Genomic DNA, 24571 nt, shown 5'->3' on the forward strand with positions numbered 1-24571 from the left:
TTTTGGGGTTCCTGCCGTCCGCCCGGCTTCAGGCATCCGGGAGCGTCCGGACCGACGGCAGCCGGACCACGAGGCGCGCCCCCTGTACGGAGTCCTCCGCGGTCAGGGTCCCGCCGTGGTGCGCGGTGAGGTCGCGCGCGATGGCGAGCCCCAGCCCGGCCCCGCCGTGGTCGCGGCTGCGGGAGTCGTCCAGGCGCGTGAAGCGCTCGAAGACCCGCTCCCGGTCGCCCGCCGGGATGCCCGGCCCGTCATCGGTGACCTCCAGCACGGCGGTCCGCCCGCGGGGCCCGCCGACCGTCCGCAGGACGACGTCCACCCGCCGGTCGGCGAACCGCTGGGCGTTGTCGAGCAGATTGGTGACCACGCGCGTGAGCCACAGGTCGCTGCCCTCCACCTCGATGTCCGGGGCCAGGTCCGTCCGTACCGGGACGCGGTCCCCCAGCCGGGACTCGGTGGCGTCGCGCACCAGGGCGCTCAGGTCCAGCCGGACCGCCGGCACCGGCTGCGCCGCGTCGATGCGGGCGAGCAGCAGGAGGTCGACGGTCAGCTGCTGCAACCGCTCGGTGTCCTCGAGGGCTCCGCTGATCAACTCGGGCCACAGCTCCGGGTCCCGTACGGCCAGGGCCACCTCCAGCTGGGTGCGCAGCACGGTGATCGGGCTGCGCAGTTCGTGCGAGGCGTCGGCGATGAACTGGCGCTGGCGGGCGCCGGAGGACTCCAGCCGGTCCAGCGTGGCGTTCATGGTCTGCGCCAGCCGCGCCACCTCGTCGTGGGTGGGCGGCACCGGGACGCGGCGGTGCAGGTCGCGGTCGGTGATCTCGGCGACCTCGGCGCGGATCGCCTCGACCGGCCCGAGCGCCCGGCCGGTGACCCACCAGGTGACCAGCCCGACGGTGGCGAGGAGCAGCGGGCCCCCGATGGCGAGGGCGGCCGTGGTGGTGTCGTCGGCGGCGTCGACGTCGCGCAGGGAGGTGCCCGCGTAGACCGTGACCAGGCCCTGCGGGGTGTCCGTGGTGATCTGGACGACCCGCTGGCGGTGCTCGCCGCCGAGCGGGCGGACCTTCCAGGTGTGGGCCAGCGTGCCCGCGCGCCGCGGTGTGACGGTGCGGATCGGCGGTGTCCCGGCCAGGTTCGGGCTGGCGAGCAGAACGCGGCCGTCCGCGCTCACCACCTGGACGAAGTCGACGCCGTGGGCGGGCGGCCGTACGCGGTCCAGCTGCCCGGCGGCCGCGAGCTGCGCGACGATGACGGCCTGCTGCTCGGCATCACCCTCGGCGTTGCGCAGCAGGTTGGCGCCGAGGAGCCCGAGCAGGGTGTACGAGGCGATCGCCAGGGCCGCCGCCACGACGGCGCAGGCACCCGCGGTGGCGCGGGCCCGGACCGTGGTGGGCCACAGCCGGCGCAGGAAGCGGCGCAGGCGGGGCGGGCAGGACGGGAGGGAGCGACGGGTCGGCCGGGCCGGGTCGCGCGGGGCAGCGGGGTCAGCCACCGTCGGCCGCCAGTCGGTAACCGGCGCCGCGTACGGTCTCCAGCGCGACCCGGCCGAAAGCGGCGTCGATCTTGCGGCGCACCGCGCTGATGTGGACCTCGACCACGTTCGGGTCGCCGTCGAAGGCGCTGTCCCACACCTGCTCGAGTATCTCCCGCTTGGACACCACCTCACCGGCGCGCCGGGCCAGGTACTCCAGCACCGCGAACTCCCTCGCCGTCAGCCGGATCTCGGTACCGGCACGGGAGCAGGCGTGCCGGGCCGGGTCCAGCACCAGATCGCCGAAGGTCATGACCTCCGGTCGCCGCCGGCCCGTACGCCGCCCCAGCGCGCGGAGCCGGGCGACCAGGACGAGGTAGGAGAACGGCTTGGAGAGGAAGTCGTCGGCGCCCGTGTCCAGGGCCTCCGCCTCGTCGTACTCGCCGTCCTTCGCCGTGAGCATCAGGATGCCCGACTCGTTGCCGGCCGCGCGCAGGCGTGCGCAGACCCGGTAGCCGTTCAGGCCGGGGAGCATGATGTCGAGCACGATCAGGTCGTAGTCGTGCTCGGACGCCATCCACAGGCCCTGCGGCCCGTCGTGGGCCACGTCCACCGAGAACCCTTCGGCCTGAAGCCCCCGCTGCAGGGCCAGGGCCAGCCGCCGTTCGTCCTCCACCACCAGTACGCGCATGCCGACCAGGGTCTCAGGCCGCACGGGCGCCCAGCTGAAGAGGTCTTCAGCTGGCTTCAGGTGGGCTTCAGTAACCCCGGCGCATGCTCGGCGGCGAGCCGGGTGCAGTGCCCGGTTGCCTATGAGGAGCACCACTATGTCTGAAGCCTTCCCGCCGTCCGAGCAGCCCGAGCAGCCCGCGAGCGCCCCGGAGGACGGCGCCCGCAAGCGCAGGGGCCTGGTCCGCCTGGTACCCCGGCGCCGCGGCGCCCGCTGGGCGGCCGTCGGCGCGGCCGTGGTGCTCGTGGGCGGTGGAGCGGCCGCCGCGGCCGTCGTGGAGCACCACCACGAGCACGGGGGCAAGGAAGCGGTCTCCCGCGCCGACGCGGACCACGAGAACGGCGACGGGCGGGGCCACGACGGCCACGACGGCCACGACGGCAAGGACGAGCGCCGTGCGGGCAAGCCCGGCGAGATGCGGGGGCGCGGCGCGTCCGGCGGGCACGGCGAGGAGGCCGGGGCCGGGTACGGGCCGTGGAACGGCCGGGGTCCCCGGACGGCGCCCGCGCCGCTCCCGGCCCTGCCCCTCTCCCAGGCTGCGGACAAGGCGGCCGCGGCGGTGACCGGCGGCAAGGTCGAGAGCCTGCGCGTGGTCGGCCAGGAGGGTGGCGGCAGCTCGTGGCTGGCCGTGGTCCTCGGTCCGGACGGCGTCCGCCATGCCGTCACCCTGTCCGGCGCGGACGGTACGGTGACCGGCAACACCACCGTCGGAGCGGGCGGCCAGTAGCCGGACCGGGCCGAGCCCCGGCGGTGCAGTGGGTGAGCCGCCGGGGTACGGCGAAGGCCCCGGTCTCCTTGCGGAGGCCGGGGCCTTCATCGAGCGCTGGGCAGGCCTTGCACCTGCATCCCCCCACGGGAAGTGGGGTGCCTTTCCTTGGACCACCAACGCGAGCCCACCACCGGGAATCCCGGCCGTGAGAACAAGATCAAGCATAACGCACCGCCCAGCACGTCACGTACGGGCCGCGGCGGTGGTTTTCGGCCCGCGGCAGGTGAGGGACGTGGGGGGGCCGGGAGCCGGAGGTGACGGCCGCCCCGCCCCGCCCGAGGCCCTGCACCGCTTCCTGACCTTCTGGACCCCGCTGCACGGCGCGCTGTCCCTGGAACTCGCGGGCCACTTCGCCTCCATGGGCTTCGACCCCGCCCTGCTCTCCGCCGCCGAACCCGACGCGCCGCGGGCCCACGGCGGCTGACGCCACGGCAGGGGCCGACAGCGTTCGTCGCGACTGTGTCACCGATCTGCGACAGCGTTGTCCGGGAACGACGACACCGACGCCCCCCGGCCCGCGGTCCCCTCATAGTGATCATGCATCGCGACGCACCGCGGACCGCGGACCGCGGACCACGCACCACGGACCACGGACCACGCACCACCAAAGGGGACTCATCTCATGTCTGGCAACCGCCGTAAGGCCCTCCTCGTCACCGCCGCCGTCATGGGCGGGGCGATGCTGATGACGGCATGCCAGGACAAGGGTGCGGCTTCGGACGCCGCCCCCGGCGCCGGCGGCGCGCAGGGCTCTTCGTCCGCCCCTTCGGCCTCCGGCGCGGCCACTCCGTACGGCTCGCCGCCCGCGACGGCCAAGGCCTCCGGCACCACGGGCAAGGGGACCAAGGACGGAACCGGGAGCGGCGCCGGCGACGGGAAGTCCGTCGGGCAGGTCTGCGGCGCCAACGACCTGTCCTGGAGCACCAAGTCCGAGGCCCAGGCCGGCGGATACATCCTGGTCGTCGCGAAGGCGAAGTCCGGGATCACCTGTGTCCTGCCTGCAGCCCTTCCCACCGTGGCGTTCGGTTCGGACGGCACGCAGGCCGGTCCCGCGGAGCAGGCCGTCGGCAAGCAGATCACGCTGAGCGGGAGCACCGCCGCCTACGCGGGTGTGAACCCGAAGAGCACCAGCGCGAACGGCGGCAAGGAACTGGACAGCATCATCGTGGCCGTCGGTAACGACGACCCGAACCCGGTCTCCCTGAAGGTCGGCACGATCACTGTCGACAAGCCGATCGTCACCAACTGGCACACCTCGCCGAAGGACGCCGTCCCCTCCAAGTGAACGGGCGGTGGCCCGGGTACCTCACGCTCCCGACCCCGGTCGGCGAGCGTGCGGGCCCGTGGCGGTCTACCGGGCGGCCGCGAACTGGCAGAAACTACCCGTATGACCGCACTCACGCATGCCGCCACCACCCTGGCCCTCCTCCCCTCCCTCCTGGTCACCGCGACCGCCGCGACCACCCACGCCGCGACCGCCGACGCCGGAGGCGCAAGCAGTACCGCCGCCACGGCGGCCTGTGCCCGATCGGCGCTCGGCTACGAGGCGCACGCGCTGCCGCCGATCGCGAGCAGCGTCGTCCTCGTCACCGTCATCAACAAGACGAGTGCCGCCTGCACGATCGACCGGATCCCCACCGTGACCTTCGCCGGTCTGGACGGCTCCGCGCGGCCGGTGCCGCCCACGCAGAGCGGGCCGCAGCCGCTCGCCGCGAAGGGCAAGCTGTACGCGGCCCTGCGCACCGACGACCGGAGCGGCTCCGCCCGTTACGTGCCGAGCCTGGCCGTCAGCGCCAACCCCGGCCATCCGGGCACCACGTTCACCGCTCGGCAGCTCGGGGCCCCGGCGCCCGGGATCGCGGTGAACGACCCGATCACCACGCTGTGGAAGAAGACGGTGGACGAGGCGGTCGGCGCGCTCCCGAAGAACGCCGCCTGACCGCCCGGCGGGCCGTCAGAACCAGTGCAGGCAGTGCGGTGAGCGCTCGGCCGGTCGTACCCGAGCTCCGGCTGCTGGCCGGCGTACCGTCACACGCGTGACCGAGGAGGACTTCTGATGCGCAGGGTGACCTATTCGATGGGCGTCTCGCTCGACGGTTACATCGTCGGCCCGGACGGCGGCTTCAACTGGACCGCGCCGGACGAGGAGGTCCTGCGCTTCGTCACCGACGAGTTCCGAGGGGTCGGCGTCCACCTGTTGGGGCGACGGCTGTACGAGACGATGCTGTACTGGGAGACCGCCGACCAGGACCCCTCGCTCGACGACGCGATGCGTGAGTGGGCCGCGCTCTGGAAGCCCCTCCCGAAGGTGGTGTTCTCCACCACTCTGTCGGAGGTGCGGGGCCGTGCCCGCCTGGCCTCGGGCGGCCTCGCGGAGGAGATCGAGCGGTTGCGGGCGGAGCCGGGTGCGGGCGACATCGCGATCGGCGGCGCGACCCTCGCCGCCGAGGCGGCGGAATTGGGGCTGATCGACGAGTACCGGGCCAGGGTCTACCCGGTACTCGTCGGTGGTGGCGTTCCGTTCTTCCCCCGGCGCGAGCGCCGGGTGGATCTCGAACTCGTCGAGACCCGCACCTTCGCTTCGAGCGTCGTCTGCCTTCGCTACCGCGTGACGCGCCGGGCCTAGGGCCGACCGGTCCGTCAGGAGGACTGGTCGGTCAGGATCGCCGGGTCGGAGAGGCCCGCCGCGCCGGTCTCGACCTTGCCCGCGAAGCGGCGGGCGAAGTCCGCGGTACCGGACGCGGTGACCGTGACGTCGTACCAGCGGCGGCTGTTCTTCAGCGGGACGCTGTGCGTCACGGTCGCCCCCTTGGCGACCGTGAGGCGCTTCGGGCCGCCGCCGTAGGCGTTGGTGACCGTGAGGGTCGCGGTCGAGGCGCCCGCGTTGGTGAGGGTGAGGTCCAGGTTGCCGGTCGTGGCGTTGTGGCGGGCCGTGACCTCGGGGCCGGCGGTGGTGCCGGGGTTGCGGAAGCCGCGCAGGAAGCCGTTGGGGCCGTGCACGGTCAGGTCGGTGACACCGGCCGAGTAGGTGGTGTTCCAGGTGTCCGCGATGGACTTGCCCGCCTCGGTGGTGTAGGTCCAGGGGGCGTCGGTCCGGTTGCCGGAGGTGACGTAGAACTGCGCGCCCAGGTCCTGGCCGCCGCTGAACGTCAGCCGGAACTTGCCCTCGCCGGTGAGCGCCGCGCCGTCGACATACGGGGCGTACTTCAGCGGGCGCGTCGGGCACGCCCCCTTCTCCTGGCGCGGCATGGCCGCGACGGCCGGCGGGGTGGCCAGGAAGTCGGGGTGCCGGTCGCGGTCCTGCGGCTGCCAGTGGCCGGTGTCGGGGAGCCGGGCCGTACCGGTGTCCTTGCGGGCGAAGTCGAAGGCGGAGGTCAGGTCACCGCAGACGGCGCGGCGCCAGGGCGAGATGTTGGGCTCGCGCACGCCGAAGCGCTTCTCCATGAAGCGGATGACGGAGGTGTGGTCGAAGGTCTCCGAGCAGGAGTAGCCGCCGGTGCTCCAGGGCGAGAGGACGAGCATCGGGACGCGCGGACCGAGCCCGTAGGGTCCGGCGACGTAACCGCTCTTGCCGGGGAAGACGTCGAGTTCGGTCGGCACCGTCGACAGGCCCTGGTTTGCGTTCGCGGGGGCGTACGGCGGCACGACGTGGTCGAAGAAGCCGTCGTTCTCGTCGTAGGTGATGAACAGCGCGGTACGGGCCCAGACGTCCGGGTTGGAGGTGAGCGCGTCCAGGACCTGCGCGATGTACCAGGCGCCGTAGTTGGAGGGCCAGTTGGCGTGCTCGCTGAAGGCCTCGGGGGCGGCGATCCAGGAGATCTGGGGCAGGGTGCCCGCGGTGACGTCGGCGCGCAGCCGGTCGAAGTAGCCCTCCCCGGTCCGGGCGTCGGTGCCGGTGCGGGCCTTGTCGTGGAGCGGCTCGCCGGGCTGGGCACCCCGGTAGTTGTTGAAGTAGAGGAGCGAGTTGTCGCCGTAGTTGCCCCGGTAGGCGTCGTTGATCCAGCCCCAGGATCCGGCGGCGTCGAGCCCGTTGCCGATGTCCTGGTAGACCTTCCAGGAGATCCCGGCCGCCTCCAGGCGCTCGGGGTACGTGGTCCAGCCGTACCCGGCCTCGGCGTTGTTGAGGACCGGACCGCCGCCCTTGCCGTCGTTGCCGGTGTGGCCCGACCAGAGGTAGTAGCGGTTGGGGTCGGTCGAGCCGATGAACGAGCAGTGGTAGGCGTCGCAGAGGGTGAAGGCGTCGGCCAGGGCGTAGTGGAACGGGATGTCGTCGCGCGTCAGGTGGGCCATGGTGGCCGGCGTCTTGGCGGGCACCCAGTTGTCGTACTTGCCCTTGTTGAACGCGCTCTGGCCGCCCGCCCAGTCGTGGTTGAGGCCCTGGAGGAACTCCATGCCGAGGTCGTCGGACGGCGGCCGGAAGGGCAGCGTCTCCTTGCCCGCGTTGTCGGTCTGGTGCCAGACGGACTTCCCGCTGGGCAGGGTCACCGGGCGGGGGTCACCGAAACCGCGGATGCCGCGCAGCGCGCCGAAGTAGTGGTCGAAGGAACGATTCTCCTGCATCAGGACCACGATGTGCTCGACATCGGCGATGGTTCCGGTCGTCCCCTGCGCGGGGATGGCCGCGGCGCGCGCGATGCTCTCGTTGAGCAGAGTCAGGGCGGCGGCGCCACCGGTGAGCTGGAGGAAGCGGCGGCGGTTCAGTTCTGCCATGGCTGGGAGGACCTCTGCTTTGATCGAGAAGTGGTGGAGCGCCCCCAGGACATCGTGCGCGGGGTACCGGAGAGGGAGCCTGACGTGACGGCGACGGATACGCCAGGCGAACGTCAGTCGGATTGCAGAGGAGTTCGGCCATTCCGGCGGGGGCGATGTGGGCGCCGCTGCCCGACTCCGTGGGGCGGCGGAGAGCCGCTCCGCCGGTCAGCCGCGGCGGAACAGGTCCGTGTCCGCGGAGCGGTGCCGGCCCCTTGACCCCGCTGCGGGTCTACCGGCGCCGGGCACTTCCCGCCCCTCCCGCAGCCACTGCCGCTCGATGGCGTCGTAGATCGGCGAATCCGAAGCCCGCCCGTCACCTGCCCCCGGTTCGACGGCGCTCGGGTCGACGGCGCTCGGGTCGACGGCCGGCTCGACGGCCCCCGACTCGAAGACTCTTGGCTCGACGGATCTCGGCGCTGGAACGGTTCTGTGGTCCATGACCAGCCCAACGACCCGCCACCGGACGCCGTGGCGGGCCGTGACCCATCCGTCACCACTCGGGCAATTGCCAACGTTTCCGTTGCTCTAGGCAGCGAATCTGGCCAAAGGACTTCCAGCAGGATGCGACATGTGAAATTTTACATGTCACATGCCAACCCGCATGCCAATTGCCCGTGTCCCCAGCACGCGGCCACAACGGCCCCGGAGGCCCCCGCAGATGCATCCCTTCCGGATATCGAAGGCCAACGCGCGCAGGCTTCCTGCGCTCGGCGCAGCACTGTTCATCACGCTCGGCCTGTTCACGCCCCCGAGCCATGCCGCCGCCGTCGGCGCCACGGCCCCGGCCGGGGCGAACCCGAGGGGAACCGCGGCATCGGCGCCCCGGTCGATCCCGGTCCCCAAGTCGCCGCCTGCGGTGAGCAGCGGCTCCCGCTTCCGGATCTCCGCGCAGGACGGCGCCGAGGAGTCCGCCCCGCAACCGGCACCGGCCGTCAAGCCCACCGCGGACAGCAAGCCCGCCAAGGACGGCAACCGGTCCTCGGCCGCCGCCGGGGACCAGTGCGGCGACCTCTCCGGCGTGATCAACGCCACGGGCGGCGCACTCGTCGAACAGCTCAAGGCCCTCCCCCGGATCACCTGTACCTACCCGCTGTTCAACCTCACCGGCGAGGACGCGCACAAGGCCTTCCGTGAGACCCAGATGGTGACCGTCGCCAACGCACTGCGCGACGCCTCCGCCACCTACGCGGGCAACAACAGCGCCGCCATCGGCCAGCTGGTGCTGTTCCTGCGCGCCGGCTACTACGTGCAGGACAACCACGGGGACGTCGTCGGCGACTACGGCACCGCCCTGGGCAGCGCGGCGCGCGGCGCGCTGGACGCCTTCTTCGCCTCCCCGCACGGCAAGGACGTCACCGACGCCAACGGCGAGATCTTCAACGAGGTCGTCACCTTGATCGACAGCACCCACGAGGCGGGCCGGTACGCCGGCGTCGTCAAGTGGATGCTCGGCAGCTACGACGGCACCTGGCCCGGCCAGATGAACCTCGCCATGCAGCACGTCGAGTGGGTCGTCGAGAACGGCTTCAAGGCGAAGAACGACGAGCGCGGCTGGCGGGCCGCCCTCAAGGCGGACCCCGCCATCCTCGACACCTGGGCCGGCTTCATCACGCGCAACGGCGCGCAGCTGAACCGCCTGGACGTCGTCAGCAACGTCGGCCGCTTCCTCGGCTACGCCCTCGACGTCCCCGAGCTCAAGGACCGGGTCCGGCCGCTGCTGAAGGACCTGATCAACCGCTACCCGAACGTCGGCCCCACCGCGCCGATCACCATGAACCTGGGCTGGTACACGCGCCAGTACGACAGGAACAACTGCGCGGCCTACGCCATCTGTGACCTGGGCGACCGCGTGCTCCCGGCGATCCTGCCGATCCAGCACACGTGCACCCCGGGCCTGAAGATCCGCGCCCAGGACATGTCCCCCGGCCAGCTGGCCGGCACCTGTACCAGCCTCGTCGGCGAGGACGCCTACTTCCACCGGGTCATCGGCGACAAGGGCGCGATCCCCGGTGACGTGAACTCCAACCTCGAGGTCGTGGTCTTCGACGACTACACCCAGTACTCGCTGTACGCCTGGGCCATCTACAACATCGACGTCGACAACGGCGGCATGTACGAGGAGGGCAACCCGGCGGCCCCCGGCAACCAGGCCCGCTTCATCGCCCACGAGGCCGACTGGCTGCGCCCGGACTTCCAGATCTGGAACCTCAACCACGAGTACACCCACTACCTCGACGGCCGCTACGACATGGCCGGTGACTTCGAGGCGGGCATGACCACGCCGACCATCTGGTGGGTCGAGGGCATCGCCGAGAACATCTCGTACGGCTACCGGGGCCAGCGCAACGCCGACGCGATCAGCGAGGCCGCCAAGAAGACCTACAAGCTCAGCGACCTGTTCGACACCGTCTACAACCAGGCCGAGGACCCGGCCGTCAACTCGAACCGGATCTACCGCTGGGGCTTCCTCGCGGTGCGCTACATGCTCCAGGCCCACCCCGCCGACGTGGAGACCGTACTCGGCAAGTACCGCACCGGTGACTGGCACGGTGCCCGCACCTTCCTGAAGCAGACCATCGGCACCGGCTACGACGCCGACTTCGCCACCTGGCTGACGACCACCTGCGCGACGAACGACTGCGGCCCCCTGCCGGAGGCCTCGTCCACCCCGCTCTGCACGATCAGCGACCCCCGCCAGTTCGACAAGAACTGCCGCCGGGACAACCTGGCCGCCGCCACCGGCAACTACAGCTACCACTTCGTGTACCTGCCGGCCGGCGTCAAGCAGCTGACCATCACCAGCAGCGGCGGCGCCGGTAACGCCGACCTGTACTACAGCGGCAGCGGCTGGGCCACCACCGGCAGCTACCAGGCGAAGTCCACCAACGCGGGCAACGGCGAGTCCCTGACGATCGACAACCCGCCGTCCGGCTGGGTCTACTTCAGCCTCGCCGCCGCGCAGGACTTCAGCGGGGTGAGCGTCTCCACGCAGGCGAAGTGAGCCCGTCCGCGCCTCGGCCGCTGCCCGCCTTCACTTCGGTGGAGTGGTGTTTCAGCGGAATGCGGCGAGGTTGCGCTCGACCCAGCTGGTGAAGGGGCGCGGGGCGCGGCCGAGGACGCGTTCCACGTCCGGGCTGATCCGCAGTTCGGCGGGGTTCGGGGCGGCGATGATGTCCAGGGTGTCGTCGGCGAGCTCCGCCGGCACGAACCGGGTCATCGCCGCCCTGGCCTCGTCGCGGGTGAGTTCGTGGAACCGTACCGGCGAGCCGAGCGCGGCGGCGATCGCCGCCGTCTGCTGACGCGGCGTGATCACTTCCGGCCCGGTGAGCTCGAAGACCCCGCCGGAGTGCCGGTCGTCCAGCAGGCAGGCCGCCGCGACGTCGGCGATGTCGGCCGGGTCGACGACCGGAACCCCGACATCGCCGAAGGGCGCGGCGACCGTCCCTCGCGTACGGACGGACTCCGCCCAGGCCAAGGCGTTGGAGGCGAAGCCGCCCGGCCGCAGGACCGCCCAGTCCAGGCCGGAATCGCTCAACGCGTCCTCCACCGCGCGCATCGTGACCCGCGAGGGGCCGAGCGGCCTGGTCGCCACGCCCTGCGAGGACAGCAGGACGATCCGGCGGACCCCGCTGGCCGCGGCCAGATCGATGAGTTCGGCCGGCCTGGCCTCGGGGGCGTGCAGGACCCCGGACAACAGGAGGAACAGCGCCTTCGCCCCGTCCAACGCGGGCTCGAGGCCCGCCGGTTCGGCCAAGTCGGCCGCGAGGTGCCGCACCCCGTCCGGCACCGCCGCCGCGTGCCGCGACACCGCCGTCACCTGCTCGCCCGCCTCGGCCAGGGCCTGCGTCAAAGGCCGTCCCACATTTCCGGTAGCCCCGGTCACCACGATCATGTTCGGCTCCTCGTTCGGTGTGCACTGAGGCGATTGACGCTAGGAGCCGGACTTACTTTTGGTAAGGACATACCCAGAGGTAAGCTCCGCACATGAATGAAGGCGCGCAGCTGGCACGGCCCGAGGCAGACCAGGGTTATGACGTGTTTCACACCGACTGCCCCGCGCGCGACGTGGTCGACCACGTGACGAGCAGGTGGGGCGTGTGGGTGCTGATCGCCTTGCGGAGCAACGACCTTCGGTTCTACGAACTGCGCGACAGCATCCGGGGCGTCAGCGAGAAGATGCTCGCGCAGACCCTGCGGGCGCTGGTCCAGGACGGCCTGGTCTGGCGAAAGGTCGAGCCGACGACCCCGCCCCAAGTCACTTACGGGCTGACCGAATTCGGCCAGGAAGTCGGCGAACCGCTGACGGACCTGTTCGACCGGATCACCCAGCGCGTGGCCCCGCGCGCGGCGGGGTAGCGCGGTAGCGGCGCGGTCTACGTTCCTCGCCGTCCCGGGTCGTGGCGGGCTGTCCCGATTCGTGGGCGGCTGTCAGTGGGGGCTGGCAGGATCGCCGCCATGTCTGATCCCACCGTTGCCATCACCGCGTACTGGGACGCCGCCGCGCCGACGTTCGACGACGAGCCGGACCACGGTCTGCGCCGCGCGGACACCCGTGCCGCCTGGGCCCGGGTGTTGAGTTCCTGGGTCTCCGCCGGGCCGTCCGGTGTGCTCGATGTGCTCGATGTGCTCGATGTCGGCTGCGGTACCGGTTCGCTGTCCCTGCTGCTGGCCGAGGCCGGGCACCGCGTCACCGGCGTGGACCTCGCACCCCGGATGGTGGAGCGGGCCGAGGCCAAGCTGGCGGCCGCGGGCCGCTCGGGCCGGTTCCTCGTCGGTGACGCGGCCGTTCCGCCGACCGGATCGGAGCGGTATGACGTCCTGCTGTCCCGGCATCTGCTGTGGACCCTGCCGGACCCCGACGCCGCGCTGCGCGCATGGGTCGCCCGGCTGCGGCCCGGTGGCCGGTTGGTGCTGGTCGAGGGGCGGTGGCGGGAAGCCGGACAGAGCGGCGCGCCCTATGTCGCCGGAGCCGCATCGCTCCCCTGGTACGGCGGCGTCACCGCCGCGGATCTGGCCGCCGCCGTCCGCCCTCTGGTCGCCGACCTCCGCATCGAGCCGCTCAGCGGTGACCCTGAGCTGTGGGGCGGCCCTGTCTCGGACGAGCGGTACGCGCTCATCGCCCGTATCTGATGCTCCCCAGGGATCAGGACCGGCCCTCGTCGGTCAGCGAAGGCATCGCGCGTGGGCGCAGGACCATGAGCGAGTCTTCCGAGGTCGCCACCATGGCGAAGGGGAATCGGTCGAGCTCAAGGCAGAGCGCGACGTCATCAGGGTGCACTCCCTGGCGGACACGCTCCGTCAATTCGGCGGCGGCGCGCGACTCGGCGGCGCGGCGGAGGAACTCGGCGGCATCCGTCCCGGCGTCGGACCCGGCCTCGTCGGCCTCGGCCCGGGTGACCCTCCGAGCGATGTACTGGGCGCACGCCAGATCTTCATCGGCCCGCCCGTCCTCGCCGGTGACCACGAACGTGACGCTGTCACCCGTGTGCGCCCGCAGGAGCTGAGCCGTTGCCTCCGCCACCACGAAGCTCGCGCACAGCACGAGTGGCGCCTCCTTGACCGCGAGGGCCCGACCACCCGGTTCGGGCCGCTTCGTCCGCTCCTAGTCGCCGTTGTTACCGCTCCCGTGCAGGCCCTTGCGCCGGTTCTTCTGGGCCCGGCGCACCAGTTCACCGGCGGCGAGCGTCACGGTCGCCACGCCGCGGACCCAGCGGGGCCCGCCCCGCGCCGCCCAGATCACGCACACGCACCCGCCGACGGCGAGCGCCAGGATGCCGAGCAGCACCAGAGCGACCATGTTCTCCACCTCTGCGTTCATTCGGACGGCTCCGCTGATCTTCGCAGGCCGGAAAGGCCCCCTCCCGCCCGCCCCCGCCGGAGCGCCGGGCGGAACACCGGGCGGAGCACCCGGCGGCTCAGCCGTTCAGCGATGCCATGAGTTCGGGCGCGTACCGGTCCCCCGAGATCACGCCGTGCGGCGCTACGGCGTCGATGGAGGCCAGGTCCGCGTCGGTGAGCGTGACCGCGGTCGCGGCGACGTTCTCCTCCAGGTAGCGGCGGCGCTTGGTCCCGGGGATCGGCACGGCGCCCCTCCGCAGGGTCCAGGCCAGCGCGAGCTGCGAGGGCGTGACCCCCTTCTCCGCGGCGAGGTGGCGGACCCGGTCGACGACGGCCAGGTTGCGGTCGAAGTTCTCACCCTGGAAGCGGGGGTCCGTACGCCGGAAGTCGTCGGCGGCGAAGCCCTCGGGGCTGGTGATGGCGCCGGAGAGGAAGCCGCGCCCGAGCGGGGAGTAGGCGACGAGCCCGATGCCCAGCTCGCGCAGGGTGTCGAGGACGCCGTCGTGCTCGATCCCGCGCTCGAAGAGGCTGTACTCGGTCTGTACGGCGGCCAGCGGGTGGACGGCGTGGGCGCGGGCGATGGTGGACGCCGAGGCCTCGCAGATGCCGATGTGACCGACCTTGCCGGCGGCGACCAGCTCGGCCATCGCGCCGACGCTCTCCTCGATCGGCACGTTCGGGTCGACGCGGTGGAGGTAGTACAGGTCGATGTGGTCGGTGCCGAGGTGGCGCAGCGAGCGGTCCGCGGAGCGTCGGATGTACTCGGGGCTGCCGTTCTGGCCCCGGAGCTCGCCGCCGTCCGTGAACTCGACGCCGGTCTTCGTGGCGACGACGGCGGCGTCGCGGCGGCCGGTGAGGGCCTTGCCGAGCAGCTGCTCGTTGCGGAAGGGGCCGTAGCCCTCGGCGGTGTCGAGCAGGGTCACGCCCAGCTCGAGGGCGCGGTCGATGGTGGCGAGGGACTCGGTCTCGTCGGTGGCTCCGTAGTGGGCGCTCATGCCCATGAGGCCGAGGCCCTCGGCGCCGACCTTCAGTCCCTGGCTGCCCAGTGCGCGGATCTCCATGGTGTCCTCCGTGAGGTGGTTCGGGGTGGGGTGGTGGTGCGGCGGGTCAGTAAGTAACTAACCGGATAGTTCGAGTGTGCGGGAAGGTCGCGACAGATGTCAATAACTAGATAGTTACTTGCTAGGCTGCCTGCCATGGCACGGGATTCCAGCGCAACGAAGGCACGGCTGCTCGACGCGGCGTTCTCCGAGTTCGCCGCGCACGGCATCGCCGGGGCGCGGGTCGACCGCATCGCGGAAGCCGCCCAGGCGAACAAGCGGCTCATCTACGTCTACTACGGCAACAAGGAACAGCTGTTCGACACCGTGCTCCAGCGGGCGCTGGAAACGGGCTCGGAATCGGTTCCCTTCGACGCCCAGGACCTGCCCGGTTACGTGGGGGCGGTCTTCGACCACCTGGTGGCGCGGCCGGACCTGATGCGGCTGGTGCAGTGGAAGCAGCTGGAGCGGCCGGGCATCACCGACGCCGAGGCGGAGTCCTACCGGGGCAAGATCGCGGCGGTGGAGGCGGCACAGCGGGCGGGAGTCATCGACCCGGGGCTCGATCCCGAGGACCTGCTCACGCTCGCGATGGGCCTGGCGCAGGCATGGAGCGGCGCGGCGGCGGACGCCGCGGGCTCCGCGTGGCCCCCGGCCCGGGTCGCCCGCCACCGCGAGACGGTGGTCGAAGCCGTCCGCCGCCTGGTCCGCCCGGCAGAGAAGGCCTAGGCGTGGCCTAGGCGTGGCCTAGGCGGACGTTTCCAGGCGTGACCGCAGCCGTCCCTCGGGGGGACGGGACCGACGCGGCGTCGCAGGACATGACGATCACGAGCCGGCCCAGAACGATGCCTTCGGGCCGCTGCGTGAAGGACCATCGCCGTCCCGCGCGCAGCAGGGTGTCGGCGACGTACGTGCTGCCGCTCACCGGGAGCAACAGCTCCACAGGCAGAGCGCCTTGCTCCGCAACGACGTGCAACCAGGGCACGGTGTGCACCGCCGCCCTCCCTCCGAGAAGCGTGTACTGGACGGGCCCGGGCGCCCCGAGAACGCTGGGGGCCGCCGAGCGGCAGCACGCTACCTGAGCTGCCACAGGCCCTCGTCGACGCGGAGGTCGGGCAGGCCGGGCACCGGCGCGGTGGCCGCGTGGAGCACGTACCGGTCGTCTTCCTCGTCCATCGCCACGCGAAGGCGCTGGCCGTCCGCCAGGATCAGCGCCCACAGTCCCGGGGGCTCGGTGTCCCCGTAGAGCACGTACGCATCGAAGCGGGCGGCGAACCGCTCGGCGAACTCCCGGCGACCGACCCGGTCGGCCAACCGTCCCTCGATGCCGGCGTCGAGGCCCATGGCGAAGTGGCCGGACGCCTGCCGGTAGGTGCAGAACACGGAGAACGCCATGTCCTGCGGGCTGTCCCGCAACTCGTCGGCGACCCTGTCCTCGTGGCCCACGAACAGTCGCTGCTCGGCGGTCCCGAAACAGTCCAGCAGGAACGCGCGCAGCTCACTCCCTGAAACCGCACGGGACGAGAGGCAGTCGTAGCCCGTGGCCTCGGTTTCCGTCATGACGTCACCCTACGCAGGCGGAACGCCGAGCCGTCGCGTGAGGGCGGCGCCGTTCAGGTCCGGGGCTTGGTGACCGCGCGCATCCCGTAGTCCAGCTCGGTCCCGTCGACGAGCAGCGCCTCGACCGCTCCGGTGGCGGGGTCGATGTCCGCTTCCATCCCGTCCCCGGTGTAGCGCGGATACCCCGAAGCTCCGGTCTGGCCCGTCGCCTCGACCACGGCCGAGCGCAGGGCGCCTGCGGCGGGAGAGCCGTCGCCGCCCTTCTCGACGTGCTCGGGCACCAGGAAGATCTCGAAGCGCTGCGGTTCGCTCATGTCCCGACGCTAACAGCGGGCGGGCGGCCTTCCCCGTAGGCCCGGCCCGAGTCGAGGAGTACCCGGCCGAAGACACCGGGGCCGAGGAGCCGCGGGAGGCCGGCGGCCCGGTCGCGGGTCAGGCCTTGAGCATCCGCCCCGATACCGCGAGGGTGACGCGACGCGGCGACAGGGTGGCGGCGAGCGTGGAGAGGCGGTTGGCGAGGCCGGCGACGATGCTGGGCGGGGTCTTGCCGCGTTCCAGCGCACGGCGCGTGGCGGTCACGACCTGCTCCGGGGTGGCCATCCGGCCGACGGCCGCGTCGTGGCTGCCGACGACGTCGAAGAACTCGGTGCCGACCGGGCCCGGGGACACGGCGAGCACGCGCAGGGTGGAGGCGCGGGTCTCGTAGCCGACGGCTTCGGTGAAGCTGAGGACGAAGGCCTTGGTGGCGCCGTAGACCGCCATCGCGGGGGTCGGCTGGTAGGCCGCGGCGCTCGCGACGGTGACCAGGGCGCCCCGGCCGTCGGCCGCCAGGTCGGGCAGGAGCGCCCGGGTGAGTTCGGCGACGGCCACGACGTTCAGCTGGATCATCTCGTTGATCTGCGACGCGTCCTGCTGGACGAAGGCGCCGTGGCTGCCGAAGCCCGCGTTGTTGATGAGGGTGTGGACCTGGATCCCCTCGGCGTCGAGTTCCGCGCGCAGCGCGGCCGCGGCTCCCGGCCGGGCGAGGTCCGCGGCGATCGCCCGGGCCTTGACGCCGTAACGTTTCTCCAGACCCGCCGCGAGCTCTTCGAGCCGGTCGAGGCGCCGGGCGACGAGCACGACGTCCGCCCCGCGCTCGGCCCACTGGCGGGCGAACTCGACACCGAGCCCGGCGCTCGCCCCGGTGATCAGGGCCACGGTCCCCTGGTATGTCATAGGCATGGTCGTCTGCTCCACTCTCACGTGTCCGCTGACGATTGAATGTAGGCGGTGTCACCATTGTAGTCAATGACAACATCAGGAAGGGGAGGGGCCTTGACCGAGGGCACCTACCACCACGGCAACCTCAGGGCCGCACTGCTGGAGCGCGCCGAGGCCGTCCTCGCCGAGTCGGGAGTGGACGGCTTGTCCCTCCGGGCCCTGGCCCGGGATCTCGGTGTGAGCCATGCGGCGCCGTCCCGGCATTTCCGTGACCGGCAGGCGTTGCTGGACGCCCTCGCCGTCAGCGGCTTCACCCGTCTGAACGAGCTTCTGCGGACCGCTGCGCAGGCCCCCGGCTCCGTCTCGGCACGCCTGGCCGGCCTGGGACGGGCCTATGTGGACTTCGCCGTCACGCACGCGGCCCTGCTGAACCTGATGTTCACGGCCAAACACTGCGACGACTCGACCCCGGAGCTCCGGGAGCTCGGGCACCGAAGCCTCGACACCACCGCCGAGCTCATCGCGCAGGGGCAGCGCGAGGGCTCCGTACGCGCGGGCGACCCGGCCCGCCTCGCCCAGGTCGCCTTCTCGACCCTGCACGGCCTGGCGACGCTGGCCCTCGGGTCCCTCCTCGACGACACACCCCTGCCGGAAGCGACCGAACTCGCCATCGACGTGCTCCTGACCGGCCTCGGGCCCGGCCGGTGACGCGGACCGACCGCGCTGGCCGATGACGCCGCATGACGCCGCATGACGCCGTACGACGCCGGACGCACCCCTCGCCCCGTCCCGGCCGGCTGCCGGGGCGGAGCGAGGGGTGCGTACGAGGCCGGGCTCAGCGGGAGCTTGCGAGCCGGCGGCGGCGGAGTACGGCGGCTCCGCCCGCGAGGGCGAGTGCCGTGCCGGAACCGCCGGCGATCAGCAGGGTGGAGGACGGGGCGTCGTCCGCCGCGGGCCGGAGGCCGTAGCCGCTGGAGTAGCCCTTGGTGGCGTACTCCGAGCCGGGGAGCTTGTCGGCGTAGCGTGCCTTGACCAGTTTCTGGTAGTCGCTGAGCGACACCGACGCCTGGCCGCCCAGTCCTTGCCGTGCCTGGTCGTTGAGCGGCTCGACGGTGGTGAGTTTGAGTTGGTACCAGCCGCGGATCTGCGGCTCGGTGAAGACCAGCGTGCCCACGGTGGCCTTACTGGCGTACGCGGCGTCGCTGTCGCCGTCGCGTACGGCCGCCAGGTGCCAGCCGCCGCCCTGGGTGGGGGCGAGCATGACGGTGGCGTTGCGGCCGTTGACGGTGGCGCTCAGCGAGGAGACCAACTGCGTCAGCTTGACCGCCTCGGTGGGCAGCGGCGGGGCGGTGCCGGCGACGAACCCGGGGGTGATCTCGTTCCGCGCCACCGGGTCCTTGATCGTGAAGGCCGGGAGGCCCTGGCACGGCTCGGCCGGCTCGGGAAGCGTCTCCACCGGGCCGCTGGCGCTGCCGGTGGGCACCGGAGTACGCAGGAAACGGCAGACGGTGTTGAGGACCTCGGTGGACTTCACCGCGTTGAGGGCGGCCTGGTAGTCGGGGATGTCGGCCGGGAGGGGGTCCTTGGCCGGGGCCGCGTGCGCCGGACCGACGACGGACAGCAGCGCGGACGCGCACGCCGCGACGACGATGAACAGCCGGGACGGACGGGATGGGCGGGACGGACGGGATAGGCGGGAGGCGGCCCGGCTGCGACCACGGACGTTGCCGGTGCTGCTGGCGCTGCCGGTGCTGCCGGTGCTGCTGATGCCACTGGTGTCGCGCATGTCGCCTGCCTTAGCGGGAGATGCCGATGCGGGAGTGGGTCCACTTGGACGAGCTGTTGCTCACGTAGTCGCCGTAGTTCCACCACGTGTACGTGGTCGTGTCCGGCCACGGGTCGGCCACGGCGATCGTGCTCTTCGACGTGTCGAAGCCGTACACCACGTTCATGTGGCCGCCGCCGGACGTCCAGCCGATGCGGGCACCGATCGGCCGGGCCGCCTTGACGTCGGTGTAGACCTGGTTGAACGTGGCCGCGCTGCTCAGGCCCGAGCCGGAGTGGGCCATGCCGAGGCTGGTCCAGCCCCTGGCCATGTCGTCGAGCGTGGCGGGCTGGTTGTTGCAGCCGTAGGCGGGCTGGGCCCGGCTGCAGAAGTCGGTCTGTGTGGAGCCGAAGCCCTGGAACTTGGCGATGGTCAGCCCGGAGGCGACCCAGCACCACTGGCTCTTCTCCTGCTTCAGCATGGTGATGTTGTCCTGACCGGCTTCCGCGTGAGCCGTGCCTCCCGCGGAAGCGAGCGATCCCAAGGCGGCCAGCGCGATCGCCGACGCCGTGGTGCCGTACCTGAACCTGCCCATTTTCCTGCCTTCCCCTGACGGGTTGAACGAGATGAACGGGGCAATCGGGCAGGAATATGACAGCGCATCATGCCAAGGTCACAAAGGGGTCCAGCGCGAAGTTGACCCTTACTGATGATTCGTCAGGTAATCATCACGCAGGGAGACGGGGGGCGGCGGGCGCGCGACGCGGCTCGCGCGCACTCATCGTGAGGCGCCGCTCGATCACGCGCTGTCGGGCATCGGTGAACCACGCGGACCGCTGGAGTTCCGTACCGGGCCACTGCATGTCGTACCCGGCAGGCGTCCCGTCCGGCGACGGGACGTCATCGCCGTCCAGGAACGGCGCCCGCGCGGTACGTACGGCCTCCGCCACCGCCGGGTCGGCCAGCTGGACCGGCCCGCCGAACGAGGCGAACACCCCGCCCGGCTCCAACAGCGCGGCCATGCGCGCCCACCGCCCCTCCGGCTCCGTCCAGTGCAGCGCCGCTGCCGCGTAGACCAGCTCGTACGTCTCCCCCGGCCCGAGGTCCTCGAACGCGGCGCGCACCACCCTGACCTCGGCGGGCACGTGCCTGCGCAGCTCGGCGAGCATCGCCCCGTCGGGGTCGGTCGCGGTGACCGCGACCCCTCGCCGGGCGAACAGACGGGTCGCCTTGCCCGTCCCGGCCCCGATCTCGAGGGCCGTCCGCACCGGATGCCCCGCATACGCGACCACCGTGTCGAAGAGCTCCACGGGGTACCCCGGCCGGAATCGTTCGTACGCTTGCGCCACCGCTCCGAAACTCAACGCGCGCCCGGACATGCCGGGTATCGTCACACGAGCCGCGCCATCGGTGCCCGGCATTTCCTCACGCGCGCCGCTCGCGGAGGTACGCCTCCAGCTGCGCCGCCCCGGCCAGCATGGCCCGCCCGCGGGCGGACAGCCGACCCCTCCAGTCGCTCAACGCGGCCTCCAGCGGCTCCAGCCCCCCGGCCGCCCGCACCTGGTCGATCAGCGGGGCGATCTGCTCCAACAGATAGCCCCCGCGCCTGAGTTGGTGGGCCAGCCGGGCGTCCCTCAGGTCGGCCTCGCCGTAGACGCGGTACCCCGTCTTCGGGTCGCGGCGCGGGCGCACCAGCCCGGCGCGTTCCCATGCGCGCAGCGTCGCCGGACGGATGCCGAGCTGGACCGCCAGCGGCCCGATGAACGTGCCGTCGGGCCCCGACACCGCGCTCGGACCGGCCCCCGCACGCGGCTCGGGACCCGTGGTCGGCTCGAGGTCGCGGAGGGCTCTCTCCACGGCCTGGAGCGTCCGCCGGTCCTCGAGCAGTTGGCCGTGGCTCTCGTCGATGAGCCGGAACGCCGCGTCGGCCTCGCCCCGGTTGACCGCCCGCATGATCGACGTCGCCGTCTGGTGGCCATGGCCGGGCACGAGGGCGAGGAACGCGCGCAGGGCGCCCGCGTGCGCCGGGGTGTAGGTGCGGTAGCCGTGGGGCGTGCGGCCGGCTGCCGGAAGGATGCCGGCCTCCTCGTAGTTCCTGATCGCCTGCGTGGACAGACCGTGCTCGCGCGCCAGATCCACCGGCCTGAGGCGCTCACGGTTTTGAAGGTTTTGCCCCATCAGCCCGCCGATATCGAGGAAAAGTTTCAACCGAGGGTTCAACGATAGCGTTGAAGGCATGGCTACTGACATCAAGGACATCGCCCATGGCCTCCATGACACCGATGGCGCCCAGGCCGTCGGGGCCGTCGAAGCCCTCACCGTGATGGGACTGCTCCCCGCTCGGCCCCGGCTGCTCGCGCTGGGCGAGCCCACCCACGGCGAGGACGCCCTGCTCGACCTGCGCAACGAGCTGTTCCGCCAGCTCGTCGAGCAGGAGGGCTACAGGACGATCGGGATCGAGAGCGACTGCATGACGGGCCTGCTCGTGGACGAGTACGTCACCTCCGGCACGGGCACCCTCGACGAGGTCATGGAGCACGGATTCAGCCACGGCTGGGGCGCTTCCGCGGCCAACCGCGAGCTGGTGCGCTGGATGCGCGCCCACAACGTCCGCGCCGACGCCGACGGCCGGCCCGCCGCCGAGCGGCTCCGCTTCGCCGGTTTCGACGGCCCGCTGGAGATCACCCACGCCGCGAGCCCGCGGCAGGCCCTCACCGCGCTCCACGGCTATCTCGCGGACCGGGTCGACGCGAACCTGCTCCCCTGCACCGCGGAAACGCTCGACCGCCTGCTCGGCACCGACGACCGGTGGACCGACCCCGCCGCGATGATGGACCCGGCCCGGTCCGTGGGGCAGTCCGCCGAGGCCGGCCGGCTGCGGCTGCTCGCCGACGATCTGGTGGCGCTGCTCGACACGCAGATGCCGCACCTGGTCGCGACGTCCTCGAGGGAGGACCAGGAACGGGCGCACCTGTACGGGCGCACCGCCACCGGCCTGCTGCGCTACCACCACGGGATGGCCGACGACTCCCCGGCCCGCATGACGCGGCTGTGCGCGCTGCGGGACCTGATGATGGCCCACAACCTCCTCGCCGTCGCCGCTCGCGGCCCGGCATTCGTCCACGCCCACAACTCCCATCTCCAGCGGCGGAAGAGCACGATGCAGATGTGGGAGGGGCCGGTGGAGTGGTGGAGCGCCGGCGCGCTCGTGAGCGCCCGGCTCGGGGAGGAGTACGCCTTCGTCGCCACGGCCCTCGGCACGATCCGGCACCAGGGCGTGGACACGCCGCCACCGGACACCGTCGAAGGCCTCCTGTACACGCTCCCCGAAAGCCGCTACGTCGTCGACGCCCCACGGCTGGCCAGCGCCCTCGCCGCCACACGCCCCGCGCCCCGCGTCTCCCCCTGGCTCGGCTACGCCCCGCTCGACCCGGCCCACTTGGCGGACAGCGACGCCATCGTCTTCCTCAAGGACGTCCCGCGCACCCACCCCGCCGGGGCCCGGCCGAACCCCCGGTGAGGCGCGGGAACCGGTCACCCAGCGGGCGGAGCACCCGTCAACGCTCCCCCAAGGCGTTCCGTGGGATTCACAGACGTCACGCGGTGTGCTTGTGGATCACGCCGAGGTAGAGGCGTTCGCGATGGGGCACGTGGTCGCCACGGCCGGGGGTGAAGAACACCGCGCAGACTTGGGCGGGTTGGGTGAGGATGCTGGATTGCTCTCCGAACGTGAGGCGATCGTTGATGTCGTGTCGGCACCCGACTGCGTCAAGGCCGGCGATCAGGTCTTCTCGGAGCACGGTGGACGGGTAGGACTCCGAGTCCGGCAAGACCAAAGGCGGCAACATGGCTGTCGAGCCCGGCCGGAGACTGATCGAGATTCCGCTGACAAGGCCTCGGGTGACGGACAACTCCAGGCCGTCCCAGGCGTAGGGGTAGCCGTCAATGTCCGGTCTCATCCGGATGGCAGGGTGCGGGCGGCCGGCCCCCAGGAGATCTTCGGCCCGGGTCAGGGCCATGCCGCAGTGGAGCGGGCCGATACGGCCGGTCCGGGCGAAGTCGACGAGCAGGTTCATCAAGGTCACGACGGTGACTCTGGCATCTGCTCGTACTGGCCCACACCTGGATTATCTCCGAGAGCCCTCAGGCCGGTGCGCCCAGCCGATCCGCTGCCCGTGCGACGAGGTTGGCGTCGGGTGGTGCGGGCAACAGGACCTCGTCCTCGCCACCCTCGGCGATCTCACCGACCCCGTGGTGCGTACCGTCCTGGCCAGGGCGCTCGGCCCCGGGGTCTCGCTCATGGGACACGGCCTTTCTCGGGTGAGGGGGGTGAGGGGGCGGGGCTGGTGTGGAAGCGGGGCGCCGGCGGTCAGCCCAGTTGCTGGAGAAGAGGGAGGATGTTCTTCGGCTGGGCGTTGACCTGGGCCAGGACGGAGATTCCGGCCTGCTGGAGGATGCCGGCCTGGGTGTGGTTCGCGGTCTCCAGCGCGTAGTCGGTGGCCTCGATGCGTTCGCGGGCGGTGCTGAGGTTCACCACGCCGGTGTCCTGGCGACGGATGTTCGACTCGAAGCGGTTCTGTACGGCGCCGAGGGCCGAGCGCAGGCCGGTGACTTCGACGAGGGCGGCGTCGACGGCGGACAGCGGGTCGATGAGGAATGTTCCGGCGGTGTCCGGTGCGCTCGCGTCGGGCTTGGCGACCGTTGCGGTCCGGCCGTCCGCGGCGACGTAACTGATCCTCGTGGGGTCGGCTTCGTCGGTGAAGGCGAGGGTCTTGGAGACGTCGTACGACTCCAGGCCGAGTGCGTTGACGTTCAGCTGGCTCATGCCGACGGTGACGATGTCACCATCGTTGTCTCCGACTTGGAAGTTCATGCTGGTGTCTTGCGCCAGCACTTTGACGCCGTTGAACTGGGTCCGCAGCGAAATCGTGTCGATGGCCTCCAGACGCTGCGCGACCTCCTGTTGGATGGCGCGCCGGTCGGTGACGGCGTAGAGGCCGTCGGCGGCCTGGACCGTCAGCTGACGTATGCGCTGCAGGTTGTGGGTGATCTCCTTGAGCGCGCCCTCGGTGGTCTGGGCGAGGGAGACGGCGTCGTCGCCGTAACGGGACGTCTGGACGGATCCGTTGACCCGGGTGGTCATCCGGTCCGAGACGGCCAGTCCCGCGGCGTCGTCCGCGTCCTTGGAGGAGTTGACGCGCGTGCCGGAGGCGAGCCGTTCGGCTGCGGTGGTCATCGCCAGGGCCGTGATGTGCAGGTAGTCCTGCGTGGTGAGCGACATGATGTTGGTGTTGAGCGTCAGCATGTGTTCGTCCCCAGTCGGGTGGTGGTCTGTACGGATGCGAGTGCGCCTCCGGCTGCGGCTGCGGCTGCGGCTGCGGCTGCGGCTGCGGCTGCGGCTGCGGCTGCGGCTGCGGCTGCGGCTGCGGCTGCGGCTGCGGCTGCGGCT

General features: G+C 71.7%; 26 protein-coding genes and 1 pseudogene. 11 read left to right on the top strand and 16 right to left on the bottom strand.

What is annotated here, in order from left to right; translation table 11 throughout:
- Window positions 1-28 precede the first annotated feature (28 nt).
- Both ABT084_RS20235 and ABT084_RS20240 read right to left on the bottom strand, forming a co-directional pair.
- The gene (locus tag ABT084_RS20235) at window positions 29-1405 is read right to left on the bottom strand and encodes a sensor histidine kinase (RefSeq protein WP_351045667.1); all 1377 of its coding nucleotides are present in this window, start codon (window positions 1403-1405) and stop codon (window positions 29-31) included.
- 76 nt (window positions 1406-1481) lie between these two features.
- Entirely contained in the window at window positions 1482-2159 is a 678-nt protein-coding gene (locus tag ABT084_RS20240; RefSeq protein ID WP_351045573.1) for a response regulator transcription factor, read from the bottom strand.
- 136 nt (window positions 2160-2295) lie between these two features.
- On the opposite strand from ABT084_RS20240, the gene ABT084_RS20245 reads away from it, so the two are divergent.
- The 5 genes from ABT084_RS20245 to ABT084_RS20265 all read left to right on the top strand — a co-directional run bounded on the left by ABT084_RS20245 (window position 2296) and on the right by ABT084_RS20265 (window position 5593).
- A complete protein-coding gene (locus tag ABT084_RS20245; RefSeq protein WP_351045575.1) occupies window positions 2296-2925 on the top strand; it encodes a hypothetical protein in 630 nt (209 codons plus the stop codon).
- A gap of 265 nt (window positions 2926-3190) precedes the next feature.
- Window positions 3191-3391 carry a TetR-like C-terminal domain-containing protein gene (locus ABT084_RS20250; RefSeq protein ID WP_351045578.1) on the top strand — a complete coding sequence of 67 codons (201 nt, stop codon included), beginning with the start codon at window positions 3191-3193 and terminating at the stop codon, window positions 3389-3391.
- A 198-nt stretch (window positions 3392-3589) separates the two neighbouring features.
- Window positions 3590-4252 carry a DUF4232 domain-containing protein gene (locus ABT084_RS20255; protein ID WP_351045581.1) on the top strand — a complete coding sequence of 221 codons (663 nt, stop codon included), beginning with the start codon at window positions 3590-3592 and terminating at the stop codon, window positions 4250-4252.
- 102 nt (window positions 4253-4354) lie between these two features.
- Window positions 4355-4906 carry a DUF4232 domain-containing protein gene (locus tag ABT084_RS20260; RefSeq protein WP_351045584.1) on the top strand — a complete coding sequence of 184 codons (552 nt, stop codon included), beginning with the start codon at window positions 4355-4357 and terminating at the stop codon, window positions 4904-4906.
- A 117-nt stretch (window positions 4907-5023) separates the two neighbouring features.
- Window positions 5024-5593, top strand: a complete 570-nt coding sequence (locus ABT084_RS20265) for a dihydrofolate reductase family protein (protein WP_351045587.1) — start codon at window positions 5024-5026, stop codon at window positions 5591-5593.
- 14 nt (window positions 5594-5607) lie between these two features.
- Here the strand turns inward: ABT084_RS20265 and ABT084_RS20270 are convergent, their stop codons facing one another.
- On the bottom strand, window positions 5608-7677 hold the full coding sequence (locus ABT084_RS20270; RefSeq protein WP_351045590.1) for a phosphocholine-specific phospholipase C: 2070 nt from the start codon (window positions 7675-7677) through the stop codon (window positions 5608-5610).
- A 700-nt stretch (window positions 7678-8377) separates the two neighbouring features.
- On the opposite strand from ABT084_RS20270, the gene ABT084_RS20275 reads away from it, so the two are divergent.
- Window positions 8378-10720, top strand: coding sequence for a M9 family metallopeptidase (locus ABT084_RS20275; RefSeq protein WP_351045593.1), 2343 nt, complete (start codon window positions 8378-8380; stop codon window positions 10718-10720).
- 51 nt (window positions 10721-10771) lie between these two features.
- On the opposite strand, the gene ABT084_RS20280 is transcribed toward ABT084_RS20275, so the two are convergent.
- On the bottom strand, window positions 10772-11611 hold the full coding sequence (locus ABT084_RS20280) for an SDR family oxidoreductase (protein WP_351045595.1): 840 nt from the start codon (window positions 11609-11611) through the stop codon (window positions 10772-10774).
- Window positions 11612-11703: 92 nt separating this feature from the next.
- On the opposite strand from ABT084_RS20280, the gene ABT084_RS20285 reads away from it, so the two are divergent.
- Both ABT084_RS20285 and ABT084_RS20290 read left to right on the top strand, forming a co-directional pair.
- Window positions 11704-12075: a winged helix-turn-helix transcriptional regulator gene (locus tag ABT084_RS20285; RefSeq protein ID WP_351045597.1), complete on the top strand. Its 372-nt coding sequence runs from the start codon at window positions 11704-11706 to the stop codon at window positions 12073-12075.
- Between the two features lie 99 nt (window positions 12076-12174).
- Window positions 12175-12849, top strand: coding sequence for a class I SAM-dependent methyltransferase (locus tag ABT084_RS20290; protein WP_351045599.1), 675 nt, complete (start codon window positions 12175-12177; stop codon window positions 12847-12849).
- 13 nt (window positions 12850-12862) lie between these two features.
- On the opposite strand, the pseudogene ABT084_RS20295 reads toward ABT084_RS20290, so the two are convergent.
- The 3 genes and pseudogenes from ABT084_RS20295 to ABT084_RS20305 form a co-directional block, all read right to left on the bottom strand.
- Window positions 12863-13288, bottom strand: a pseudogene (locus tag ABT084_RS20295) (2-phosphosulfolactate phosphatase); the annotation flags it as partial.
- Between the two features lie 33 nt (window positions 13289-13321).
- A complete protein-coding gene (locus ABT084_RS20300; RefSeq protein ID WP_351045602.1) occupies window positions 13322-13537 on the bottom strand; it encodes a hypothetical protein in 216 nt (71 codons plus the stop codon).
- Window positions 13538-13634: 97 nt separating this feature from the next.
- Window positions 13635-14618: an aldo/keto reductase gene (locus ABT084_RS20305; RefSeq protein ID WP_351045605.1), complete on the bottom strand. Its 984-nt coding sequence runs from the start codon at window positions 14616-14618 to the stop codon at window positions 13635-13637.
- A gap of 135 nt (window positions 14619-14753) precedes the next feature.
- Between ABT084_RS20305 and ABT084_RS20310 the strand changes: the two genes are divergently transcribed.
- A complete protein-coding gene (locus tag ABT084_RS20310) occupies window positions 14754-15326 on the top strand; it encodes a TetR/AcrR family transcriptional regulator (RefSeq protein ID WP_351045607.1) in 573 nt (190 codons plus the stop codon).
- Window positions 15327-15671: 345 nt separating this feature from the next.
- Here the strand turns inward: ABT084_RS20310 and ABT084_RS20315 are convergent, their stop codons facing one another.
- The 3 genes from ABT084_RS20315 to ABT084_RS20325 form a co-directional block, all read right to left on the bottom strand.
- Window positions 15672-16157, bottom strand: coding sequence for a hypothetical protein (locus ABT084_RS20315; RefSeq protein ID WP_351045610.1), 486 nt, complete (start codon window positions 16155-16157; stop codon window positions 15672-15674).
- A 53-nt stretch (window positions 16158-16210) separates the two neighbouring features.
- Window positions 16211-16471 carry a hypothetical protein gene (locus ABT084_RS20320; protein WP_351045613.1) on the bottom strand — a complete coding sequence of 87 codons (261 nt, stop codon included), beginning with the start codon at window positions 16469-16471 and terminating at the stop codon, window positions 16211-16213.
- A gap of 118 nt (window positions 16472-16589) precedes the next feature.
- Window positions 16590-17378 (bottom strand): SDR family NAD(P)-dependent oxidoreductase, encoded by a 789-nt coding sequence (locus ABT084_RS20325; RefSeq protein WP_351045615.1) that lies wholly within the window; start codon window positions 17376-17378, stop codon window positions 16590-16592.
- A gap of 93 nt (window positions 17379-17471) precedes the next feature.
- Between ABT084_RS20325 and ABT084_RS20330 the strand changes: the two genes are divergently transcribed.
- Entirely contained in the window at window positions 17472-18065 is a 594-nt protein-coding gene (locus ABT084_RS20330; protein ID WP_351045618.1) for a TetR/AcrR family transcriptional regulator, read from the top strand.
- Window positions 18066-18192: 127 nt separating this feature from the next.
- On the opposite strand, the gene ABT084_RS20335 is transcribed toward ABT084_RS20330, so the two are convergent.
- The 4 genes from ABT084_RS20335 to ABT084_RS20350 form a co-directional block, all read right to left on the bottom strand.
- Window positions 18193-19143: a hypothetical protein gene (locus ABT084_RS20335; RefSeq protein WP_351045621.1), complete on the bottom strand. Its 951-nt coding sequence runs from the start codon at window positions 19141-19143 to the stop codon at window positions 18193-18195.
- 10 nt (window positions 19144-19153) lie between these two features.
- Window positions 19154-19717 (bottom strand): papain-like cysteine protease family protein, encoded by a 564-nt coding sequence (locus ABT084_RS20340; RefSeq protein WP_351045623.1) that lies wholly within the window; start codon window positions 19715-19717, stop codon window positions 19154-19156.
- A gap of 133 nt (window positions 19718-19850) precedes the next feature.
- On the bottom strand, window positions 19851-20432 hold the full coding sequence (locus ABT084_RS20345; RefSeq protein WP_351045626.1) for a class I SAM-dependent methyltransferase: 582 nt from the start codon (window positions 20430-20432) through the stop codon (window positions 19851-19853).
- Window positions 20433-20547: 115 nt separating this feature from the next.
- The gene (locus ABT084_RS20350; protein WP_351045629.1) at window positions 20548-21300 is read right to left on the bottom strand and encodes a TioE family transcriptional regulator; all 753 of its coding nucleotides are present in this window, start codon (window positions 21298-21300) and stop codon (window positions 20548-20550) included.
- 58 nt (window positions 21301-21358) lie between these two features.
- Here ABT084_RS20350 and ABT084_RS20355 point away from each other — a divergent pair, with 58 nt between their 5' ends.
- Window positions 21359-22642 (top strand): erythromycin esterase family protein, encoded by a 1284-nt coding sequence (locus tag ABT084_RS20355; protein WP_502968978.1) that lies wholly within the window; start codon window positions 21359-21361, stop codon window positions 22640-22642.
- A 76-nt stretch (window positions 22643-22718) separates the two neighbouring features.
- Here ABT084_RS20355 and ABT084_RS20360 read toward each other — a convergent pair whose 3' ends face one another.
- Window positions 22719-23207: a hypothetical protein gene (locus tag ABT084_RS20360; RefSeq protein ID WP_502968979.1), complete on the bottom strand. Its 489-nt coding sequence runs from the start codon at window positions 23205-23207 to the stop codon at window positions 22719-22721.
- 284 nt (window positions 23208-23491) lie between these two features.
- Window positions 23492-24427 (bottom strand): flagellin N-terminal helical domain-containing protein, encoded by a 936-nt coding sequence (locus ABT084_RS20365; protein ID WP_351045632.1) that lies wholly within the window; start codon window positions 24425-24427, stop codon window positions 23492-23494.
- Between the last annotated feature and the right edge of the window lie 144 nt (window positions 24428-24571).

This window comes from Streptomyces sp. NPDC002138, assembly GCF_040296485.1.
Taxonomy (GTDB): Bacteria; Actinomycetota; Actinomycetes; order Streptomycetales; family Streptomycetaceae; genus Streptomyces.

Bases quoted from the DNA above. Each gene is read 5' to 3' on its own strand.
- ABT084_RS20240 (WP_351045573.1), bottom strand. From the start codon at position 2,159: ATGCGCGTACTGGTGGTGGAGGACGAACGGCGGCTGGCCCTGGCCCTG.
- ABT084_RS20245 (WP_351045575.1), top strand. From the start codon at position 2,296: ATGTCTGAAGCCTTCCCGCCGTCCGAGCAGCCCGAGCAGCCCGCGAGC.
- ABT084_RS20255 (WP_351045581.1), top strand. From the start codon at position 3,590: ATGTCTGGCAACCGCCGTAAGGCCCTCCTCGTCACCGCCGCCGTCATG.
- ABT084_RS20260 (WP_351045584.1), top strand. From the start codon at position 4,355: ATGACCGCACTCACGCATGCCGCCACCACCCTGGCCCTCCTCCCCTCC.
- ABT084_RS20265 (WP_351045587.1), top strand. From the start codon at position 5,024: ATGCGCAGGGTGACCTATTCGATGGGCGTCTCGCTCGACGGTTACATC.
- ABT084_RS20270 (WP_351045590.1), bottom strand. From the start codon at position 7,677: ATGGCAGAACTGAACCGCCGCCGCTTCCTCCAGCTCACCGGTGGCGCC.
- ABT084_RS20275 (WP_351045593.1), top strand. From the start codon at position 8,378: ATGCATCCCTTCCGGATATCGAAGGCCAACGCGCGCAGGCTTCCTGCG.
- ABT084_RS20280 (WP_351045595.1), bottom strand. From the start codon at position 11,611: ATGATCGTGGTGACCGGGGCTACCGGAAATGTGGGACGGCCTTTGACG.
- ABT084_RS20285 (WP_351045597.1), top strand. From the start codon at position 11,704: ATGAATGAAGGCGCGCAGCTGGCACGGCCCGAGGCAGACCAGGGTTAT.
- ABT084_RS20290 (WP_351045599.1), top strand. From the start codon at position 12,175: ATGTCTGATCCCACCGTTGCCATCACCGCGTACTGGGACGCCGCCGCG.
- ABT084_RS20300 (WP_351045602.1), bottom strand. From the start codon at position 13,537: ATGAACGCAGAGGTGGAGAACATGGTCGCTCTGGTGCTGCTCGGCATC.
- ABT084_RS20305 (WP_351045605.1), bottom strand. From the start codon at position 14,618: ATGGAGATCCGCGCACTGGGCAGCCAGGGACTGAAGGTCGGCGCCGAG.
- ABT084_RS20310 (WP_351045607.1), top strand. From the start codon at position 14,754: ATGGCACGGGATTCCAGCGCAACGAAGGCACGGCTGCTCGACGCGGCG.
- ABT084_RS20315 (WP_351045610.1), bottom strand. From the start codon at position 16,157: ATGACGGAAACCGAGGCCACGGGCTACGACTGCCTCTCGTCCCGTGCG.
- ABT084_RS20320 (WP_351045613.1), bottom strand. From the start codon at position 16,471: ATGAGCGAACCGCAGCGCTTCGAGATCTTCCTGGTGCCCGAGCACGTC.
- ABT084_RS20325 (WP_351045615.1), bottom strand. From the start codon at position 17,378: ATGCCTATGACATACCAGGGGACCGTGGCCCTGATCACCGGGGCGAGC.
- ABT084_RS20335 (WP_351045621.1), bottom strand. From the start codon at position 19,143: ATGCGCGACACCAGTGGCATCAGCAGCACCGGCAGCACCGGCAGCGCC.
- ABT084_RS20340 (WP_351045623.1), bottom strand. From the start codon at position 19,717: ATGGGCAGGTTCAGGTACGGCACCACGGCGTCGGCGATCGCGCTGGCC.
- ABT084_RS20350 (WP_351045629.1), bottom strand. From the start codon at position 21,300: ATGGGGCAAAACCTTCAAAACCGTGAGCGCCTCAGGCCGGTGGATCTG.
- ABT084_RS20355 (WP_502968978.1), top strand. From the start codon at position 21,359: ATGGCTACTGACATCAAGGACATCGCCCATGGCCTCCATGACACCGAT.
- ABT084_RS20365 (WP_351045632.1), bottom strand. From the start codon at position 24,427: ATGCTGACGCTCAACACCAACATCATGTCGCTCACCACGCAGGACTAC.